The 18,673-nt window shown below is 64.9% G+C and carries 19 protein-coding genes and 2 pseudogenes; 13 read left to right on the forward strand and 8 right to left on the reverse strand.

Translation table 11 applies throughout. The features are described 5' to 3' along the window. Nucleotides 1-146: pseudogene (locus WS46_RS35205) on the reverse strand (AMP-dependent synthetase); the annotation flags it as partial. Nucleotides 147-461: 315 nt separating this feature from the next. Here WS46_RS35205 and WS46_RS10130 point away from each other — a divergent pair. The 9 genes from WS46_RS10130 to WS46_RS10170 all read left to right on the forward strand — a co-directional run bounded on the left by WS46_RS10130 (nt 462) and on the right by WS46_RS10170 (nt 7,777). Beyond that, complete coding sequence (locus WS46_RS10130) at nt 462-1,379, forward strand: DMT family transporter (protein WP_059690418.1); 918 nt, start codon at nt 462-464, stop codon at nt 1,377-1,379. 112 nt (nt 1,380-1,491) lie between these two features. Beyond that, a complete protein-coding gene (locus tag WS46_RS10135) occupies nt 1,492-2,097 on the forward strand; it encodes a TIGR00645 family protein (protein ID WP_059690419.1) in 606 nt (201 codons plus the stop codon). A gap of 34 nt (nt 2,098-2,131) precedes the next feature. Further along, a complete protein-coding gene (locus tag WS46_RS10140) occupies nt 2,132-3,655 on the forward strand; it encodes a fumarate hydratase (protein ID WP_006478316.1) in 1,524 nt (507 codons plus the stop codon). A 191-nt stretch (nt 3,656-3,846) separates the two neighbouring features. After that, complete coding sequence (gene bfr, locus WS46_RS10145; RefSeq protein WP_059535536.1) at nt 3,847-4,323, forward strand: bacterioferritin; 477 nt, start codon at nt 3,847-3,849, stop codon at nt 4,321-4,323. A 46-nt stretch (nt 4,324-4,369) separates the two neighbouring features. Then, the gene (gene murI / locus WS46_RS10150; protein WP_059690420.1) at nt 4,370-5,233 is read left to right on the forward strand and encodes a glutamate racemase; all 864 of its coding nucleotides are present in this window, start codon (nt 4,370-4,372) and stop codon (nt 5,231-5,233) included. A gap of 150 nt (nt 5,234-5,383) precedes the next feature. Beyond that, nucleotides 5,384-5,620 carry a bacterioferritin-associated ferredoxin gene (locus WS46_RS10155; RefSeq protein ID WP_011885486.1) on the forward strand — a complete coding sequence of 79 codons (237 nt, stop codon included), beginning with the start codon at nt 5,384-5,386 and terminating at the stop codon, nt 5,618-5,620. Nucleotides 5,621-5,837: 217 nt separating this feature from the next. Beyond that, nucleotides 5,838-6,569 (forward strand): energy transducer TonB, encoded by a 732-nt coding sequence (locus WS46_RS10160; protein ID WP_059690421.1) that lies wholly within the window; start codon nt 5,838-5,840, stop codon nt 6,567-6,569. A 34-nt stretch (nt 6,570-6,603) separates the two neighbouring features. Then, complete coding sequence (locus WS46_RS10165) at nt 6,604-7,335, forward strand: MotA/TolQ/ExbB proton channel family protein (RefSeq protein ID WP_059449473.1); 732 nt, start codon at nt 6,604-6,606, stop codon at nt 7,333-7,335. 13 nt (nt 7,336-7,348) lie between these two features. Beyond that, nucleotides 7,349-7,777 (forward strand): biopolymer transporter ExbD, encoded by a 429-nt coding sequence (locus WS46_RS10170; protein ID WP_006754473.1) that lies wholly within the window; start codon nt 7,349-7,351, stop codon nt 7,775-7,777. A gap of 379 nt (nt 7,778-8,156) precedes the next feature. Here the strand turns inward: WS46_RS10170 and WS46_RS10180 are convergent, their stop codons facing one another. Continuing rightward, nucleotides 8,157-9,134, reverse strand: a complete 978-nt coding sequence (locus WS46_RS10180; protein WP_059690423.1) for a LysR family transcriptional regulator — start codon at nt 9,132-9,134, stop codon at nt 8,157-8,159. Nucleotides 9,135-9,256: 122 nt separating this feature from the next. Between WS46_RS10180 and WS46_RS10185 the strand changes: the two genes are divergently transcribed. The 3 genes from WS46_RS10185 (at nt 9,257) to hemP (ending at nt 11,095) form a co-directional block, all read left to right on the forward strand. Beyond that, nucleotides 9,257-10,129, forward strand: a complete 873-nt coding sequence (locus WS46_RS10185; RefSeq protein WP_059690424.1) for a pirin family protein — start codon at nt 9,257-9,259, stop codon at nt 10,127-10,129. A gap of 99 nt (nt 10,130-10,228) precedes the next feature. After that, on the forward strand, nt 10,229-10,711 hold the full coding sequence (locus WS46_RS10190; RefSeq protein WP_059535558.1) for an SRPBCC family protein: 483 nt from the start codon (nt 10,229-10,231) through the stop codon (nt 10,709-10,711). Nucleotides 10,712-10,849: 138 nt separating this feature from the next. Continuing rightward, on the forward strand, nt 10,850-11,095 hold the full coding sequence (hemP, locus tag WS46_RS10195) for a hemin uptake protein HemP (protein ID WP_039322336.1): 246 nt from the start codon (nt 10,850-10,852) through the stop codon (nt 11,093-11,095). A 329-nt stretch (nt 11,096-11,424) separates the two neighbouring features. Here the strand turns inward: hemP and WS46_RS10200 are convergent, their stop codons facing one another. The 5 genes from WS46_RS10200 to uvrB all read right to left on the reverse strand — a co-directional run bounded on the left by WS46_RS10200 (nt 11,425) and on the right by uvrB (nt 16,969). After that, nucleotides 11,425-12,822, reverse strand: a complete 1,398-nt coding sequence (locus WS46_RS10200) for a 4Fe-4S binding protein (RefSeq protein WP_059690425.1) — start codon at nt 12,820-12,822, stop codon at nt 11,425-11,427. Further along, nucleotides 12,819-13,661 (reverse strand): FTR1 family protein, encoded by an 843-nt coding sequence (locus tag WS46_RS10205; RefSeq protein ID WP_059690426.1) that lies wholly within the window; start codon nt 13,659-13,661, stop codon nt 12,819-12,821. Before WS46_RS10205 ends, WS46_RS10200 begins: the two co-directional genes overlap by 4 nt. 58 nt (nt 13,662-13,719) lie before the next feature. Further along, the gene (locus tag WS46_RS10210) at nt 13,720-14,052 is read right to left on the reverse strand and encodes a cupredoxin domain-containing protein (RefSeq protein WP_006760846.1); all 333 of its coding nucleotides are present in this window, start codon (nt 14,050-14,052) and stop codon (nt 13,720-13,722) included. A 55-nt stretch (nt 14,053-14,107) separates the two neighbouring features. Continuing rightward, complete coding sequence (locus WS46_RS10215) at nt 14,108-14,659, reverse strand: iron transporter (protein WP_057929472.1); 552 nt, start codon at nt 14,657-14,659, stop codon at nt 14,108-14,110. Nucleotides 14,660-14,878: 219 nt separating this feature from the next. Next, entirely contained in the window at nt 14,879-16,969 is a 2,091-nt protein-coding gene (gene uvrB / locus WS46_RS10220; protein WP_059535554.1) for an excinuclease ABC subunit UvrB, read from the reverse strand. 250 nt (nt 16,970-17,219) lie between these two features. On the opposite strand from uvrB, the gene WS46_RS10225 reads away from it, so the two are divergent. Beyond that, nucleotides 17,220-18,419 carry an amino acid aminotransferase gene (locus WS46_RS10225; RefSeq protein WP_059535557.1) on the forward strand — a complete coding sequence of 400 codons (1,200 nt, stop codon included), beginning with the start codon at nt 17,220-17,222 and terminating at the stop codon, nt 18,417-18,419. A gap of 144 nt (nt 18,420-18,563) precedes the next feature. On the opposite strand, the pseudogene WS46_RS35210 reads toward WS46_RS10225, so the two are convergent. Beyond that, nucleotides 18,564-18,673, reverse strand: a pseudogene (locus WS46_RS35210) (3-hydroxybutyrate dehydrogenase); the annotation flags it as partial.

The following is an 18,673-nucleotide window of genomic DNA, read 5'->3' on the forward strand; positions in this document are numbered from 1 at the left end:
CGCGCCCAGAAGCCTTCGTAATCCTGCTCGGCTTCGGCGGCCAGCGCGCGGTAGGCCGGCATGCCGGAAATGGTCGCCGCCTTCTCGAGCGCCTCGGGCGGCGCAAACTGACGGGTTTCGTGAAGAACCGATTCAATCGCAGACATCGACTACCCCTTGGTGAACATGAATCCTCTGCATGGCGGCGCGATCGTGCGCGCCGCGTCTTGGCCGGCGCTTGCGCGCCGCTGTCTCCCACTCACCCGCGCGCGGCCCGAAGGCTGCGCGCGATGCTGCGCCGCACCACGTCACAAGACGGTGGATGTACGGCCCGGCGATATCCACGATAAGCGCTCGAACTTACCCGTCACTTACGCGACATCGCCGTTTCGCACGCCGCGCGGCGGCGCCTTGCGGTCTGCTTTACGCTGTTACAACCGCGACCCTACAATCCTAACTGAACTCGCCTCCCGGATTCCAGCTTGAATCGCTACGCCCTCTTCCTCATCCTGTCGATGCTGTTTGTCGGCAGCAACGTCGGTATCGGCAAATCCATCGTCGTCTTCGTCCCGGTCGCCATCCTCGCCACGCTGCGCTTCGTGATCGCGATCGCCGTGCTGTGGCCGCTGTTCAGCCCGGTGAAGATGCGTGCCGTCCGGCGCGCGGAATGGCTGAACCTGTTCCTGCAGGCGTTCTTCGGCACCTTCATGTTTACGCTGCTGATGCTCAATGGCGTGCAGCGCACGAGCGCAGTCGCGGCCGGTGTGATCACGAGCACCATCCCGGCCATCGTCGCGCTGTTCGCGTGGCTGATCCTGCGTGAAAAACCGAACGGCCGTGCGCTCGTGTCGATCGCACTCGCGATCGCCGGCGTCGTGACGATCAACCTCGCCAACGGCAGCGCAGGCAGCGCGTCCGCGCACGGCGCCGGCGGCACCTCGGCCGGCTCGCTGACCGGCAACCTGCTGATCCTCGGCGCCGTGTGCTGCGAGTCGATCTACGTGATCCTGTCGCGCCGGCTCACGCAGACACTCGCGCCGATCGACATCTGCGCATACACGCATCTGTTCGGCCTGTGCCTGATGCTGCCGCTCGGCGCGACGGCGTTGTGGCATTTCGATTACGCGAGCGTGCCGGCCAGTACGTGGGCGCTCGTCGTCTGGTACGGGCTGTCGGCCAGCATCTTCTCGTTCTGGCTGTGGATGAAAGGTATCCGGCACGTGCCGGGCAGCCTCGCCGGCGTGTTCAGCGCGGTGCTGCCGGTCGCGGCCGCCGCGTACGGCATCGCGTTCCTCGGCGAACGCCCGACGCTCGCGCACGGCATCGCGCTCGCATGCGTCGTCAGCGGCATCGTGCTCGCGAGCCTGCGCGTGAAGCGCGTGCCGGCCGCGGCGTCCTGATCCGTCCCCGGCACCCCGGCGCGTCGCTGCAGTCGCGCCGGCCGACGCGTTACAATAGCGCGCCTTTTCAAGATTACCCCCGATACCTGCGCCCAGCGCCCGACCCTCCATCATGTCTGCCCCGCATTCGCCCGGCTCCAACCGTCGTCCCCTGCGCCCGCTGCCCGCGCTGATCTTCATGAGCCGCTGGCTCCAGGTTCCGCTTTATCTGGGCCTGATCGTCGCGCAGGCCATCTATGTGTTCCTGTTTCTGAAGGAAGTCTGGCACCTGCTGTCGCACGCGACGAGCCTGGACGAGATCAGCGTGATGCTCGCAGTGCTCGGCCTGATCGACGTCGTGATGATCTCGAACCTGCTGATCATGGTGATCGTCGGCGGCTACGAGACGTTCGTGTCGCGCCTCGGCATCGAGGGCCATCCCGACGAGCCCGAGTGGCTCGACCACGTGAACGCGGGCGTGCTGAAGGTCAAGCTGTCGATGGCGCTGATCAGCATTTCGTCGATCCACCTGCTGAAGACCTTCATCAACCCCGACCAGCACACGACGCACGCGATCATGTGGCAGGTGATCATCCACGTGTCGTTCCTCGTGTCGGCGCTCGTGATGGCGTGGGTCGACCGCCTGACGACCCACACGCACCCGGCCCATTTCCACGAGACGCATGCGCCCGCCCCGGCCGCGTCCCGCGAATCGGTCAAAGTCGCCGCCAACGCATAAACGTATTCCCCTCAGTCCTCACAGAGTCTCAGCCATGACCGTCATCAAACAGGAAGACCTGATCCAGAGCATCGCGGATTCGCTGCAGTACATCAGCTACTACCACCCGCTCGACTACATCCAGGCCCTCGGCCGCGCGTACGAGCTGGAAGAGAGCCCGGCCGCGAAGGACGCGATCGCGCAGATCCTCACGAACAGCCGCATGTGCGCGGAAGGCAAGCGCCCGATCTGCCAGGACACCGGCATCGTCACGATCTTCGTGAAGGTCGGCATGGACGTGCGCTGGGACGGCGCGACGATGGGTCTCACCGACATGATCAACGAAGGCGTGCGCCGCGGTTACACGCACCCGGACAACGTGCTGCGCGCATCGATCGTCAATCCGCCGGAAGGCGCCCGCAAGAACACGAAGGACAACACGCCGGCCGTGATCCACTACGAGATCGTGCCGGGCGACAAGGTCGACGTGCAGGTCGCGGCGAAGGGCGGCGGCTCGGAAAACAAGTCGAAGTTCGTGATGCTGAACCCGTCCGACTCGATCGTCGACTGGGTGCTGAAGACGGTCCCGACGATGGGCGCGGGCTGGTGCCCGCCGGGCATGCTCGGGATCGGCATCGGCGGCACCGCCGAAAAGGCGATGCTGATGGCGAAGGAATCGCTGATGGAGCCGATCGACATCCAGGAAATCATCGCGCGCGGCCCGAAGGACTGGGTCGAGGAACTGCGCGTCGAGCTGCACGAGAAGGTCAACGCGCTCGGCATCGGCGCGCAGGGCCTCGGCGGCCTCGCAACCGTGCTCGACGTGAAGATCATGGCCGCACCGACGCATGCGGCGTCGAAGCCGGTCGCACTGATCCCGAACTGCGCGGCCACGCGCCACGCGCACTTCGTGCTCGACGGCTCGGGCCCCGCGAAGCTCGAGGCGCCGTCGCTCGACGCGTGGCCGAAGGTCCAGTGGGAACCGAACACGGAAACGAGCAAGCGCGTCGACCTGAACACGCTGACGCCGGAAGAAGTCGCGAGCTGGACGCCGGGCCAGACGCTGCTGCTGTCGGGCAAGATGCTCACGGGCCGCGACGCCGCGCACAAGCGCATCGCCGACATGCTCGCGAAGGGCGAGAAGCTGCCGGTCGACTTCACGAACCGCGTGATCTACTACGTCGGCCCGGTCGATCCGGTGCGTGACGAAGTGGTCGGCCCGGCAGGCCCGACGACGGCCACGCGGATGGACAAGTTCACCGAGACGATGCTCGCCCAGACGGGTCTGATCTCGATGGTCGGCAAGGCCGAACGCGGCCCGGTCGCGATCGACGCGATCAAGAAGCACAAGGCGGCATATCTGATGGCGGTCGGCGGTGCGGCTTACCTCGTGTCGAAGGCGATCCGCGGCGCGAAGGTGCTCGCATTCGAAGACCTCGGCATGGAAGCGATCTACGAGTTCGACGTGCAGGACATGCCGGTGACGGTGGCGGTCGATTCGTCGGGCACGTCGGTGCATCAGACTGGTCCGAAGGAGTGGCAGGCGAAGATCGGCAAGATCCCGGTCGCAACCGCTTAAGCGCGCTCACGAAAGGCCGGACGGATGTCCGGCCTTTTTACTTCTCATTCTCGTTATCGCGCGCGGCCCGCTATCCGGGGCCGATTCTCATTACACGCAAAAGGCAGGCCCGACAAGGCTTCGAGGCTTGGCTTTTCCCGTTCGAGCGATTATCGTTCGGTTTCTGAAGCCCCACTGAACAAGGAACAGCCATGCAAGGCGACAAGAAAGTCATCGAATACCTGAACGCCCAACTGAAGAACGAACTCACGGCGATCAACCAATACTTCCTGCATGCGCGCATGTACAAGCACTGGGGCCTCGAAAAGCTCGGCAAGCACGAATACGACGAATCGATCGGCGAAATGAAGCATGCCGACTGGCTGATCGAGCGCGTGTTCATGCTCGACGGCCTGCCGAACCTGCAGGACCTGCACAAGCTGCTGATCGGCGAGGAAACCGAAGAGATCCTGAAGTGCGACCTGAAGCTCGAGCAGATCTCGCAGTCCACGTGCAAGGAAGCGATCGCTTACTGCGAATCGGTACGTGACTACGTGTCGCGCGAGATCTTCGAAAAGATCCTCGACGACACCGAAGAGCACATCGACTGGCTGGAAACGCAGATCGACCTGATCGGCAAGGTCGGCCTGCAGAACTACCAGCAGACGATGATGGGTTCGCCCGAGTAATCGCCACGCCCGCCACACTAGCCACGATCGCCACCTCGCCTTCCGCATGACGACGACGAACCCGCCAGCCGCTTCCGCGGTCCGCCCCGCCGCCCCCGTCGGCATCTTCGATTCGGGGCTCGGCGGCCTGTCGGTGCTGCGTGCCGTGCGCGCGCACCTGCCCGGCGAGTCGTTCGTCTATGTCGCCGATTCGCACCATGCACCGTATGGTCCACGCGACGAGGCATTCATTACGGAGCGCACGCTGGCCATCGGCGAGTGGCTCGCCCACGAAGGCGCGAAAGCGCTCGTGATCGCGTGCAACACCGCAACGGCGCGCGCGATCGCGGCCATCCGCGAGCGCCTGTCGATACCGCTCGTCGGTGTCGAGCCGGGCATCAAGCCGGCCGCCGCGCTGTCCACGACCGGCGTCGCGGGCGTGCTCGCCACGCAATCGACGCTGAACAGCCCGCGCTTTCAGGCACTGCTCGACCGCTACGGCGCCGGCCGCCGCTTCATCTGCCAGCCCGGCCACGGGCTCGTCGAAGCGATCGAACGCGGCGACACGAACTCACCCGCGTTGCGCGCGCTGCTCGCGCGTTACCTGCAGCCGATGCTCGACGACGGCGCCGATACGCTGGTGCTCGGCTGCACGCATTACCCGTTCTTCACGGAAACCATCCGTGACCTTGTCGGCGACCGGCTGACGATCGTCGATACAAGCGATGCCATCGCCCGGCAACTCGCGCGGGTGCTCGACGAACGCGGCCTGCGCGCGCCGGCCGGCACACATGCCGCGCCGCCACGCTTCTGCTCGACGAGCGACGGCCTGCAATTGCGCGCCCTCGCATCGTCGCTGCTCGGCATCGACGCGCCGGTCGAATCCGTCACCATTTCCTCGCCGAACGCGCGCGCCTGCGCGACCGTCTGACGCGGGCCGGCACGCCGCCGGTTCGCCCTCTCCCGCTCCGCCCTCCCGGTTCAAGGGTCCGATGACCTTAAAAAAAGCCGAACCAGGCTTGTCAACGTCCGCAAATTTAATGATAATAATTCGCATTAACGTTAGCTATCGCAACTCATCATGATCGTCTGCGTGTGCAAGTCTGTTTCCGACCGCAAGATTCGCGCGTCCCTCGCCGAGGGCGTGAGTTCTTTCGATGAACTCCAGTTCGAGCTCGGCGTGGCCACCTGCTGCGGCAAGTGCGAGGAGTCCGTCCGCGACCTCATGGCCGAGCAAGGCGTCTGCGCGAGCCGGTGCGGTGTCGAGCATCACGCTCATCCGATTCCGGTGACGTTCTACGACCGCAAGGCCGCCTGAGCGGCTCCGAGCATACCCGTGCGGCTGCGGCCGCATTTGATGTCCGACCGTCAGCAAGCCACCTTCCGCGCGAGCCAGCGGCTTACCTGCCAAGGAGCCTGTCATGGAATTGCTGATCGGATTTGTGACCACCGTGTGCATTTCGCTGCTGATCTTCCGCAAGTAATACCGATTCACCCGCCGCGCCCCGGGCGCGACGTCGTTCTTTCAAGCTAACATGCAGGCTTCGCAATCCGCTCCTGCCGGCGTCCTGCCGGCTGCCCCACGTATGAATCCCCGGGTCATCACCGTCGCGGTCGGTGTGCTTGCCGCACATGCGATCATGCTGACGGCCGCGTGGCTCCATCGCAACGCGCCGCCGCCGAAGGCGGTCGAAGTCCAGTCGATCACCGCGCAGTTGATCCCGCCCGCGCCGGCCGCTCAGCCGGTCGCGGTCGAATCGGTTGCGCAACCCGCGCCACCGAAGCCCACGCCGCGCGTCAAGCCGAAGGTCGAACCGAAACCGGTACAGAAAGCAGTCAAGCCGACGCCTCAGCCGGTCGCACAATCGCCGTCTCCGACGCCCGCCCCGGCAGCCGATCCGTCACCCGCGCCCACCGCCCCCGCCGCCGCACCCGCCGCGCCGGCGGCCGCGCCCGGTCCGGCCCGTGAGACGATGCAAGTCAGCGCGCCGAAGAACGTATCGGCGCTCAAGTGCAGTTTCGTGAAGCCCACCTATCCGTCGATGTCGCGTCGCCGCGGCGAAACGGGCACGGCCTATGTTCACTTCGTCATCGGCTTGACGGGCAAGATCGAAAGTGTCGAGTTGCAAAAGAGCAGCGGCTACCCGCGCCTCGACGAGGCAGCGCTGGATGCAACACGCGCCAGCACCTGCCCGCCATACCTCGAGAACGGGCAAGCGATCCGCGCCGCCCATACGCTGCCCTTCAACTTCACGCTCGACGATTAACCCGCCTCATTCGAAAGATTCAAAGGAAACAAAAATGCAAAGCTACGGTATCGCGCACGTCTGGGCGCAAGGTGATTTCGTCACGCGCGCCATCGCGATCACGCTGCTCGTGATGTCGGTCCTGTCGTGGATCGTGATCATCGTCAAGGGCTGGAACGTGGTTCGCCTGAACCGTCTCACGAAGAATGCCGAGCAGGCGTTCTGGCATTCGGACGATTTCGACGACGGCATCAAGAAACTCGGTCTCGCCGCATCGACGCCGAGCGACAACCCGTTCCTCGCGCTCGCGCTGTCCGGCAAGGAAGCCGCCGATCACCACCATCAGACGCAACCGCACCTGCACGACCGCATGGACGTGTCGGACTGGGTCACGCGCTGCCTGAAGGACACGATGGACGAAGGCATCTCGCGCATGCAGGCCGGTCTCGCGATCCTCGCGTCGATCGGCAGCACGGCGCCGTTCGTCGGCCTGTTCGGCACGGTCTGGGGCATCTACCACGCGCTGCTCGCGATCGGCGCAACCGGCCAGACGTCGATCGACCAGGTCGCGGGCCCGGTCGGCGAGTCGCTGATCATGACGGCCTTCGGCCTGTTCGTCGCGATTCCCGCCGTGCTCGGCTACAACGCACTGACCCGTGCGAACAAGGGTGTCGTCAGCAAGCTGCGCCGCTTCGCGCACGGCCTGCACGCATACTTCGTGACGGGTGCGCGCCTCGCGTCGTCGTCGGCCCGCGACGGCCTGCGCCTTGCTTCGCGCGCCAGCTGAGACGGGGTGAACCATGGCAATGAACACCGGCTTCAGCGATGACGACGACGATGGCGTGATGAGCGAGATCAACATGACGCCGCTCGTCGACGTCATGCTCGTACTCCTGATCATTTTCCTCGTGACGATCCCGGCGATGCAGCACGCGGTGAAGATCGACCTGCCGCACGCGAGCAGCCAGCCCGTCGACGAAAAGCCGCAGACGGTCGACGTCGCGATCCAGGGCAACGGCACGATCCTGTGGAACGACCAGACGGTCACGCGCGAGCAGTTGCAGGCGCACATCGCGGAAGCGGCACAGCATCAGCCGCAACCGGAGTTGCACCTGCGTGCCGACCGCAAGGTTGCGTATGAGCGTGTGGCCGAAGTGATGTCCGATGCGCAGGCCGGCGGCCTGACGAAGCTCGGCTTCGTGACGGAGCCGACTGCGAAGGCGAAGTAACGCACGCGCGTTTGTCTCGCCGGTCGCGCCTAGCCGGCCGCACCTAGCCGGCCGCGCACAAAGTAAAAGGCCTTCATCGCCAGATGAAGGCCTTTTTTCATGCGCACGCGGGCGCCTTCGGGCGGCGGGCTCTTCGGCGGTATCGGTTGCGCCTCGAGCAACGCAAATGCGGCTACCGTGGTCTGCACGGACTGCGCGTTCTGCCCTATCTGGCTCGCAACATATGCGGCCACCTGATTCCGCTCAGAACTTCCTTCGCGAAATGGGATTTCAATATAGGCCTGCCCGCGTATGCATTCAAGGTCCCGGCGATTGAAACTTGCGATTGCCGGCGGCGCTTCAATGACAAAACAAATTTGCCACGACGCGCATCTTGCATTCAGGTGGCCGAAGCATCGGCCGCCGCCGCGTCCTGCTTCGCGCGCTCAGGGCACCCCGGCTGCTTGTATTCGCCGTGGTCGAGCTTCTCGACCAGATAGTCGACGAACGCGCGCACCGCGGGCGGCATGCCCTGCCGCGACACGAACACCGCATAGAGTTGCGGCACCGGCAGCGTCCAGCCGGGCATCACCGGCGACAACTGCCCCGCACGCAACGCATTGCCGTACATCATCTCGGGCAGCGCCGCGATGCCAAGGCCGTCGAGCACGGCCTCGCGGATCGTCATCAGATCGGCCGTCACGAGCCGCGGATCGTGCTCGTGCAAGTGCCGCGTGCCGTCCGGCGCGATCAGGTTGAACACGTGCCGTCCGTCGACGCTCGGCGTATCGAGCGTCTCGAAGTGCGCCAGATCGTCCGGCACGAGCGGCGGCGCATTCTGGTTCAGCAGGCTCGGCGCGCCGACCAGCATCTGCTCGGTCCGCCACAGCGGCCGCACGACGATGTTCGCGTTCTGCGGCGGCTCCGAGCGCACGCGCAACGCAACGTCGACCGAATCCTCGAACAGGTCGATCACGCGATTCGTCACACGGATGTGCACCTTCACCTCGGGATAGCGGTGGAGGAATTCGGGGAGGATGCGCGACAGCATCGTCTGCGACAACGTCACCGGGACGCTCACGCGCACCGAGCCGCGCGGCGACGCGCGCAACTGCTGCACGGCGTTCATCGCGGCCTGGGCTTCGGCGAGCATCGCCTGGCAATGCTGGTAGAACAGCTCCCCCGCCTCGGTCAGCGCGAGCTTGCGCGTCGAGCGCTGCAGCAGGCGCACGCCGAGCGCCGCCTCGAGTTCGGTCAGGCGCCGCGACAGGCGCGATTTCGAGATACCGAGCACGCGTTCCGCAGCCGAGAAACCGCCGTGTTCGACGACCTGCGAAAAGTACATGAGGTCGTTCAGGTTGTGTGCATCGATGTTCATGTCATCGTTCCAATTTCAGAACAATCCATTGCGAACCGCCGCAAATCGGACCGTAAAACGCCCAATATAATAGCGCTATGTTTCAAAAATGACGCTATTCCGATGATACCGAGGGCTTCTGCATGACGACCGCTCGCTCGCTTGACCGCACGTACCCCGCGCTTCGCACGACCGAAGGCGGCGGCTTCGTGGTTCACCGCCCGTTCCCGACCCGGCTGTTGATGGATTTCGATCCGTTCCTGCTGCTCGACGAAATGGGTCCCGTCGACTATGCCCCTGGCGAAGCCAAGGGTGCGCCCGACCATCCGCACCGCGGCTTCGAGACCGTCACCTATGTGCTCGACGGGCGCTTTCGCCATCGCGACTCGGCCGGCCATGCCGGCACGCTCGGGCCCGGCGACGTGCAGTGGATGACGGCCGGCGCGGGCGTCGTGCACAGCGAAATGCCGGATCCCGCGTTCGCACAGGCTGGCGGACGTTCGCACGGCTTTCAACTGTGGGTCAACCTGCCGCGGCGCGACAAGCTGATCGCACCGCGCTACCAGGAGATCCCGGCCGCCCGCATCCCGACCGCGACGGCACCCGATGGCCGCGCGCAGGTCCGCGTGATCGCCGGCGAAGCGTTCGGGGTGCGCGCGGCGATCGAGACGCGCACGCCGATCCTCTACCAGCATTTCACGCTGCAACCGGGCGCAACGGTCACGCAGCCGGTGCCGGCAGGTTATCGCGTGTTCGCCTATCCGCTCGACGGAGCCGGCCGCTACGGGCCCGACAGGCAGCAAGTCGACGCACGGCAGATGATCGTCTACGGTGACGATGGCGACGCGGTGACGTTCGAGGCCGGCGATACGCCGCTCGAGCTGCTGCTGATCGGCGGCGTGCCGCTCAACGAGCCGATCGTCCGCTATGGCCCGTTCGTGATGAATACCGAGGAAGAGATCCGGCAGGCCGTCGTCGACTACCAGACCGGCCGCATGGGCTGCATCGACGCATGACGTCCGAACGGGGCCGCAGGGGCCGCGAAACCGCGCGTTTTGCGTCACAATAACTTCTTGAACCATGTGGCCGCCCGCCACCAGAAGGAACCCGTCCCCTTGAACTTCGAACATCTGATCCAGATCAACTCCGACGATCCGGCCGTGCCGTCCCTCACCCGCGACCAGCTCTGGGAAGGCCTCGTGCTGCGCGCCGAACAGCCGCAGCTGTTCGTGATCGGCCTCGACAGCTGTGTCGTCCATGAACGGACGGACACCACGCTCGAACGCGAGCTGCACTACGGGCATGCAACCGTGCGCGACCGCGTGACGTTCACCCCGAACCAGCAAGTACGCTACGACATCCATGCGGCCGGCGGCGAAATCGGCGGCTCGCTGACGATGACGATCGAGGAACGCGACGACCACGAGTTGTTCCTGCGCTTCGAGTACCACACGACGCTGACCGTGACGGACGACAGCGAGGAAGCACGCCAGACGCACGGCATCGTCAAGGAAGCGTATCGCACGTCGGACATCGACACGGTGCGCCTGATCCGCGAATACGCACAGGGACGCAAGGACCCCGACCCGCTCCACTGACGTCGGCGGCGGCCTGCGGGCCGCCCCTTTGATTCAAGCTATCGAATTTGTCATACCGATCGATAAAGAGTTTTTGTAAATAGGAATAGTTATCATTTAGAATTCATTCCATCGTATCGACAGTCACCGATCAACCGAATGACCGACACCACGCGCCCGACCACGCTGACCTTGCGCCGCACGACCGGCACCGCAAGCGCCAACCGTCAGAAGACGGCAGCGGTCACGACGCCGGCGAAACCTGCCGGCAGCCGCGATGCCGGCACCCGGACCCTCAGCAGCGATGCGCTACTGCAAGGCCACAGCCACATCAGCATCGCGCATAACGGAGAGACCTATCAGTTGCGTGCCACGCGGCTCGGCAAACTGATCCTGACGAAGTAACGACAGAGTATTGTGGGGACCACCTCCCTGAGAGGTGTTGGGCAGTAGCCAGCGTAACGGCTTGCACGCGAGATCTAGACCCCTTCGTGCAAACACACTCAAGCAGCCGTTGCAGCAAGCCAAGCCACTTTTTTTGGTTCTCGCACAAGGAAGAAAAAAAGCGACACGTCCTTCGACGTGTCGCTTTTTTGTTGGTGCGTCTAGATGCAAAGAGAAAGACATCGCGGCTATCGGCACTTCAGCTTCAGCTTCGGCGGGTTCCGGAGCCCGACAGCGAAATACGCTCGCCTGCTGCTCCGGAGCCCGGCCACAAGGCCGTCAAGACCGCGTCAGAAACCCCAGAACATCAACCACCATGCGCTGTCGACCACGGCCAGGCCTGCAGCGAACCACGCGAATGCCGCCAGGCGACGCGGCCACGCCGCATAGCGCCCCGTCACCTTCCATGCGAGCCAGGCGCTCCATGCGTTCGCGCCGACCAGAATCGCGATGCGAACGTCGGTCGCCCAGCCGAGCGGCACGTGCTCGGCCCGCAGCAGCGACAGCGTCGTCGCCGACAGCCCGAGGAATACGCCGGCTCCCGCGATCGGGATCAGCGCCTGTGCGAGATGATGGAGACGCACGCGGTCGAAACGGCCGAGCATCAGCGTCGCGCCGGCCAGCAGCACGAGCAGCGCGGTGCCATACACGAGCCCCGTGCCGACGATGTAGCTGACGATCAGCCCACCGTCGAGCCACGAGAACACGTCGTTGCGATCCGGATAGTGCGTGAGCAGGAACCACGGTGCATTCGTCTCGAGCGGCCACGTGATGTCGCGATCGATGAGCCAGCCCGCGAGCCATTGCTTGATCTGCACGAACCACGGGCTGACGGTCCAGTGGAACGCCCCGATCGCGACGCCGAGCAGGCCGTACAGGATCAGCGCCGTGTCCCACGGATTCGCCTGCTGCGCGCCGAGGCTCACGACCTCGTCGGACGGCGAGCGCCACGACAGCGCGATTGCGTCGCGGTGCCCGCTGCAACGGCCGCACATATGGCATGCGGCGGCGCCCTTCATGTTGCGCAACGGCACGAGCGGCGCGCAATTGATCGGAATCACGCGATGCCCGTGCTCCCCGTTCTTGTACGAGCGACGCCAGGCATCCTCATCGACCTTGTAGCGCATCGGCGCGAGCCGCGCGAGCAGCCCGAACACACCGTTGACCGGGCACAGGTACTTGCACCACACGCGCTTCTCGCGGCCGTACAGCACGCCGATCACGATCGCGCCGACGGTCGAGCCGCCGAGCACGAACAGCACCGCGAGCGGGTACTGGTACACGCTCACCATCTGCCCGTAGATCGTCGTGAGCCCGAATGCGACGAACGGCCAACCGCCCCACCGCATCCAGCGCGGAATCGCGCCGCCGCGGCCGAACTTGCTCGCATATTCGGTCAGCGCGCCTTCCGGGCACAGCACGCCGCACCAGACGCGACCGAGCATCACCATCGACAGCAGCACGAACGGCCACCAGATGCCCCAGAACACGAACTGCGCGATCAGCGTGAGATTGCTCCACAGATGCGCGGAATCGTCCGGCAGCGGCAATACCGCGGGCACGATGATCAGGAACGCATAGACGGCGACGACGACCCACTGGATGCCGCGGATCACCGCGCCGTGGCGCTGCATCCACTGACCGGCCTGCGCGAGCCAGCCCGGCTTGGCTGCGGCAACAACACTCATGCCGGGCGACCTGCAGGGACGACCGGACGACGGCTCGCGCGCTTCATCAGCAGCCAGACCACCGCCCAGTACACCGCATAGGCGATCAGGTTGGTCAGCGCCGGGTGCGCGCGGTAGCCCGTCAGCGTCGCGACGAGCGAACCGAACGTGCCGGAGTCGTCGAGAATCGACGACGTATCCCACACCTGCGAAATGCCGAGCGGCAGGATTTCCTTGTCGATCAGCTTGTCGACACCGGTCTGGAACAGGCCTGCACCGAGGAACAGCAGCATCACTTCGGTGACACGGAAGAAATGCCGCCACGAGAAGTACTTGCCGCCGAGCTGCAGCAGATAGAACGTGAGGAACGCAAGGCCCAGGCCGATCACGACCGCGAGCATCTGGCTGGCGTCCACGTGCCCCGACTGACCGAAACCGAGGCCGTACAGGAAGATCACCGTCTCGCTGCCTTCGCGAGCGATCGCGAGCGCGACCAGCACGGCGACGCCCCACCAGTTCGAATCGCGCGTGCTCTGCTGCAGCGACTGCTCCATGTCACGTTTCAGCGTGCGGCCGTGCCGGCGCATCCACAACACCATCTGCACGATCAGCACGCACGCGATCAGCACCATCGCCGTCTGGAAATAGTCCTGCGCGTCGCCGGACAGCACTTCGGTGAAGCCGACGAGCGCGGCACCGAGACCGATCGCCATCAGCAGGCCGACTGCCACGCCCGTCCACAGAAACGGCAGGCCGCGACGCGCGTCGTCGTCGCCGTTCTTCAGCCACGCATAGAGGATGCCGACGACGAGCAGCGCTTCGACGCTCTCCCGCCACACGATGAACAAGATCTGACCCATTGAATCCTCCTGACGCGCGGGGCAAGACACGCGTACGCCCGCACGCAGATAAAACGCATTACTTCGCGACGATCACGCCCTGCGCCTGCTGGTGGAAATCGTCGAAAAACTTGTATTCGCCCGGCGACAGCGGGGCGACGACCACGAATGAATCGGCGCCCGGCGCGAGCACCTTCTCCTTGCGCAACTGCACGCTCTCGAATTCGGCGGCGCCCTTGCCGGTATTCCTGATCTCGATCTTGAAGCGCTGGCCGGCCGGCACTTCGATGCGGGCGGGGTTCAGCTTGCCGTCCGTCATTTCGAGCTTGAACGTCGGCAGATCGGCGGCATGCGCCGCGCCGGCGAGCCACAGCGCGGCGGCTGCGGCGACGATTTTCTGGGGAAATTTCATTCTGGGTTCTCTGCGCCGACGGCGCGCCGAAGCGCGCCGTCCGTGATGCCACCAATCAGTACCCGCCCTTCTTGCCGATGCCGGCGAACGGGAAGTCGTATTCGAGGGTGATGGGCTTGAACCATGCGCCCACGCCCGTTTCCTTGTCGACGTGACGGCCGAACGCCATGTGGCCCGACTGCATCGGCGGCTTGACGGTCATCGTCAGGTGATACTTGCCCGGGCCGGCCAGCTTCACGTTGTCGCCATAGTGCGGGCCGTCGCTCGCGACCATGCCCATCAGGTCGCCTTCGGCCTTCCACTTCGTGTCGCCCTGCTTCGTCAGCTTGTACGTGACCTGCAGGTAAGGCATCCAGTCGCCTTCCGCGAAACCCGTCGGGTTGTTCTTGACCGCGTGGATGTCCGCCTCAAGGTGGATATCGGAATCCGACGCCTTGCGCATCATCCCTTCCGGATCCATCGTGATCGGCTGCAGGTACACCGCGCCGATTTCCATGCCGCCCTGGATCTGCTGCTTGCCGATCGGATATTCGGCCGCCGAGGCCGACATCGCGGCAAGCGCCGCCGCTACCGCAACCGACGTGCGGATGAACGAAGAACCCAACATGGACACTCCTTGTTATTTGTCTGGTGACTTGCGCGCCGCCCGTCCGGGCCGCGTGCTGGAAACACTAACGCAACGAATAACGTTAATGCGAACTATTCTCAATACTTGCGGAGTTTAGCACCGAACCGGCTTCGGAACAAACGAGACACCGTGTAAACCCCTGATCCGACAAGGCTTACAACGGTGTTATCGGAAGATTTCAGTGACGTTTGGAAAGATTTACCGGACGCCGTTGACGTGATCGCCCACGTTCGCGCCGAACACGCGCTCACGCAGCAGCGCAAGCTGGTCGCGCGTGGCGGCGGCTTTTTCGAATTCGAGGTTCTTCGCGTAGTCGGCCATCTGCTTCTCGAGACGCTTGATCTCTTTCGCGATCTGCTTTTCCGACATGTCCTCGAACTTCGCGCGCTGCTGTGCTTCCTTCAGCTCGGCGCGCGCGTCGTCGGCGTTGTACACGCCGTCGATGATGTCCTTGATGCGCTTCACGACGCCGCGCGGCGTGATCCCCATCTTCTCGTTGTGCGCGATCTGCTTCGCGCGACGCCGTTCGGTCTCGCCGATCGCGCGCTTCATCGACTCGGTCATGTTGTCGGCATAGAGGATCGCCTTGCCGTTCACGTTGCGCGCCGCGCGGCCGATCGTCTGGATCAGCGAGCGCTCGGCGCGCAGGAAGCCTTCCTTGTCCGCGTCGAGAATCGCGACGAGCGACACCTCCGGAATGTCGAGGCCTTCACGCAGCAGGTTGATCCCGACCAGCACGTCGAACGTGCCGAGCCGCAGGTCGCGGATGATCTCGACCCGCTCCACCGTGTCGATGTCGCTGTGCAGGTAGCGGACCTTGACGCCGTGGTCGGCCAGGAACTCGGTGAGCTGCTCGGCCATCCGCTTCGTCAGCACGGTGATCAGCACGCGCTCGCCGGCGTTCACGCGCGCGTTGATTTCGGTCAGCACGTCGTCGACCTGCGAGCTTGCCGGGCGCACTTCGATTTCCGGATCGACGAGCCCGGTCGGCCGCACCACCTGCTCGGCGACCTGCCCCGTCACGCGCTGCTCGTAGTCGGCCGGCGTCGCCGACACGAACACCACCTGGCGCATCTTGCGTTCGAACTCCGGGAACTTGAGCGGCCGGTTGTCCAGCGCCGACGGCAGCCGGAAGCCATAGTTGACGAGGTTTTCCTTGCGCGCACGGTCGCCGTTGTACATGCCGTTCAGCTGGCCGATCAGCACGTGCGATTCGTCGAGCAGCATCAGCGCGTCGGGCGGCAGGTAGTCGACGAGCGTCGGCGGCGGCTCGCCGGGCGCGGCGCCCGAGAAGTGCCGCGAGTAGTTCTCGATGCCCTTGCAGAAGCCGAGCTCCTGCAGCATCTCGAGATCGAAGCGCGTGCGCTGCTCGAGGCGCTGCGCCTCGACGAGCTTGCCGTCGCGGTGGAAGAACTCGAGGCGCTCGCGCAATTCGTCCTTGATCGTCTCGACCGCCCGCATCACGGTGTCGCGCGGCGTCACGTAGTGCGACGACGGATACACGGTGAAGCGCGGGATTTTCTGGCGCACGCGCCCGGTCAGCGGGTCGAACAGCTGCAGCGTCTCGACTTCGTCGTCGAACAGCTCGACGCGCACGGCCAACTCCGCGTGCTCGGCCGGGAAGATGTCGATCGTGTCGCCGCGCACGCGGAACGTGCCGCGCTGGAAGTCCTGCTCGTTGCGCGAGTACTGCATCGCGATCAGCCGCGCGATCACGTCGCGCTGGCCGAGCTTGTCGCCGGTGCGCAGCGTCAGGATCATCTGGTGATATTCGGACGGGTTGCCGATACCGTAGATCGCCGACACCGTCGCGACGATCACCACGTCGCGGCGCTCCATCAGGCTCTTCGTCGCCGACAGCCGCATCTGCTCGATGTGCTCGTTGATCGACGAATCCTTTTCGATGAACAGGTCGCGCTGCGGCACGTACGCTTCCGGCTGGTAATAGTCGTAGTACGACACGAAGTACTCGACCGCGTTGCGCGGGAAGAACTCGCGGAATTCCGAGTAGAGCTGCGCCGCGAGCGTCTTGTTCGGCGCGAACACGATTGCCGGGCGGCCGAGCCGCGCGATCGTGTTGGCCATCGTGAAGGTCTTGCCCGAACCGGTGACGCCGAGCAGCGTCTGGAATGCGAGGCCGTCGCCGACACCTTCGACGAGCGTTTCAATCGCGGTCGGCTGGTCGCCTGCGGGCGGATACGGTTGGTACAACTGGAACGGCGACCCTTCGAAGGTCACGAATTTCGATTCGTCGAGCGCGTCGCCGACTTCGGCGTGATGTTCGGACATGGAGTGCGGCCGGAGCGAGGGCAAAAAAACTATTCTAGCGCTTCGCGGCGTTGCGAACCGCTGACGGCTCCTGACGCGCGGCAACCGCCCGAAATCGCAATTCGCCATTCGATCGCCGCCTTCGGCAGCGTGAATTCGCTACAATATCAGGCTGCTGCGCTTTCCGGCGCCGTGCCCGTTGGCGCGCGGTCCGCTGCGCCCGCCCCGCCGGCTGAAAGCCTGACCCTCTTTTCACTACTGCCGAATCATCATGTCGCTCTTCTCCGCTGTCCAGCTTGCTCCCCGCGACCCGATCCTGGGCCTGAACGAAGCCTTCAACGCCGACACGCGTCCGACCAAGGTCAACCTCGGCGTCGGTGTGTACACGAACGAAGAAGGCAAGATTCCGCTGCTGCGCGCCGTTCGCGAAGCGGAAAAGGCACGTGTCGACGCCGGCCTGCCGCGCGGCTACCTGCCGATCGACGGGATCGCCGCGTACGACGCAGCGGTGCAGAAGCTGCTGCTTGGCAACGATTCGCCGCTGATCGCCGCGGGCCGCGTGGTCACGGCGCAAGCACTGGGCGGCACGGGCGCACTGAAGATCGGCGCCGATTTCCTGCGCACCGTGAACCCGAACGCGAAGGTCGCGATCAGCGATCCGAGCTGGGAAAATCACCGCGCACTGTTCGAAGCGGCCGGCTTCGAAGTCGTCGCATACCCGTACTACGACGCCGCCACCAACGGCGTGAACTTCGAAGGCATGCTGTCGGCGCTGAACGGCTATGCGGCGGGCACGATCGTCGTGCTGCACGCATGCTGCCACAACCCGACCGGCGTCGACCTGACCGAAGCGCAATGGCAGCAGGTCGTCGAGGTCGTCAAGGCGCGCAACCTCGTGCCGTTCCTCGACATGGCCTACCAGGGCTTCGGCGAGAACATCGAGGCCGATGCTGCCGCGGTGCGTCTGTTTGCCGCTGCCGACCTGAATGCGTTCGTGTCGTCGTCGTTCTCGAAGTCGTTCTCGCTGTACGGCGAGCGCGTCGGCGCGCTGTCGATCATCACGTCGAGCAAGGAAGAAGCGACGCGCGTGCTGTCGCAACTGAAGCGCGTGATCCGCACGAACTACTCGAACCCGCCGACCCATGGCGGCGCCGTCGTCGCGGCCGTGCTCGCGTCGCCGGAACTGCACGCTTCGTGGGTGCAGGAACTCGGCGAAATGCGCGATCGCATCCGCGCGATGCGCAACGGCCTCGTCGAGCGCCTGAAGGCGAGCGGCGTCGATCGCGACTTCAGCTTCATCAACGCGCAGCGCGGGATGTTCTCGTATTCGGGCCTGACCTCGGCGCAAGTCGATCGCCTGCGCGAAGAGTTCGGTATCTACGCGGTCGGCACCGGCCGGATCTGCGTTGCGGCGCTGAACACGCGCAACCTCGATGCGGTCGCCAATGCGGTCGCGGCGGTCCTGAAGTAAGCCGGCGTCGGCGGGCAGCAACCCGCCCTGCCGAAACAGAAAACGCGCTCCAAGGAGCGCGTTTTTTTACGCCGCTTCACTGCTGGCGAATGCTCCCTGCAGCACGAGCGGCGCGGCCGCCCGTACCGAAGAAGACCGTTACCGTTACTGCATGAACCAGCCGTGGCTGACGACGACCGACTGGCCCGTGAGCGCGGCGCTCGGGAACGCCGACAGGAACAGCACCGTCTGCGCGACGTCCTGCACCGTCGTGA

It is taken from the genome of Burkholderia sp. RF4-BP95 (assembly GCF_001521985.1).
Lineage (GTDB): Bacteria > Pseudomonadota > Gammaproteobacteria > Burkholderiales > Burkholderiaceae > Burkholderia > Burkholderia diffusa.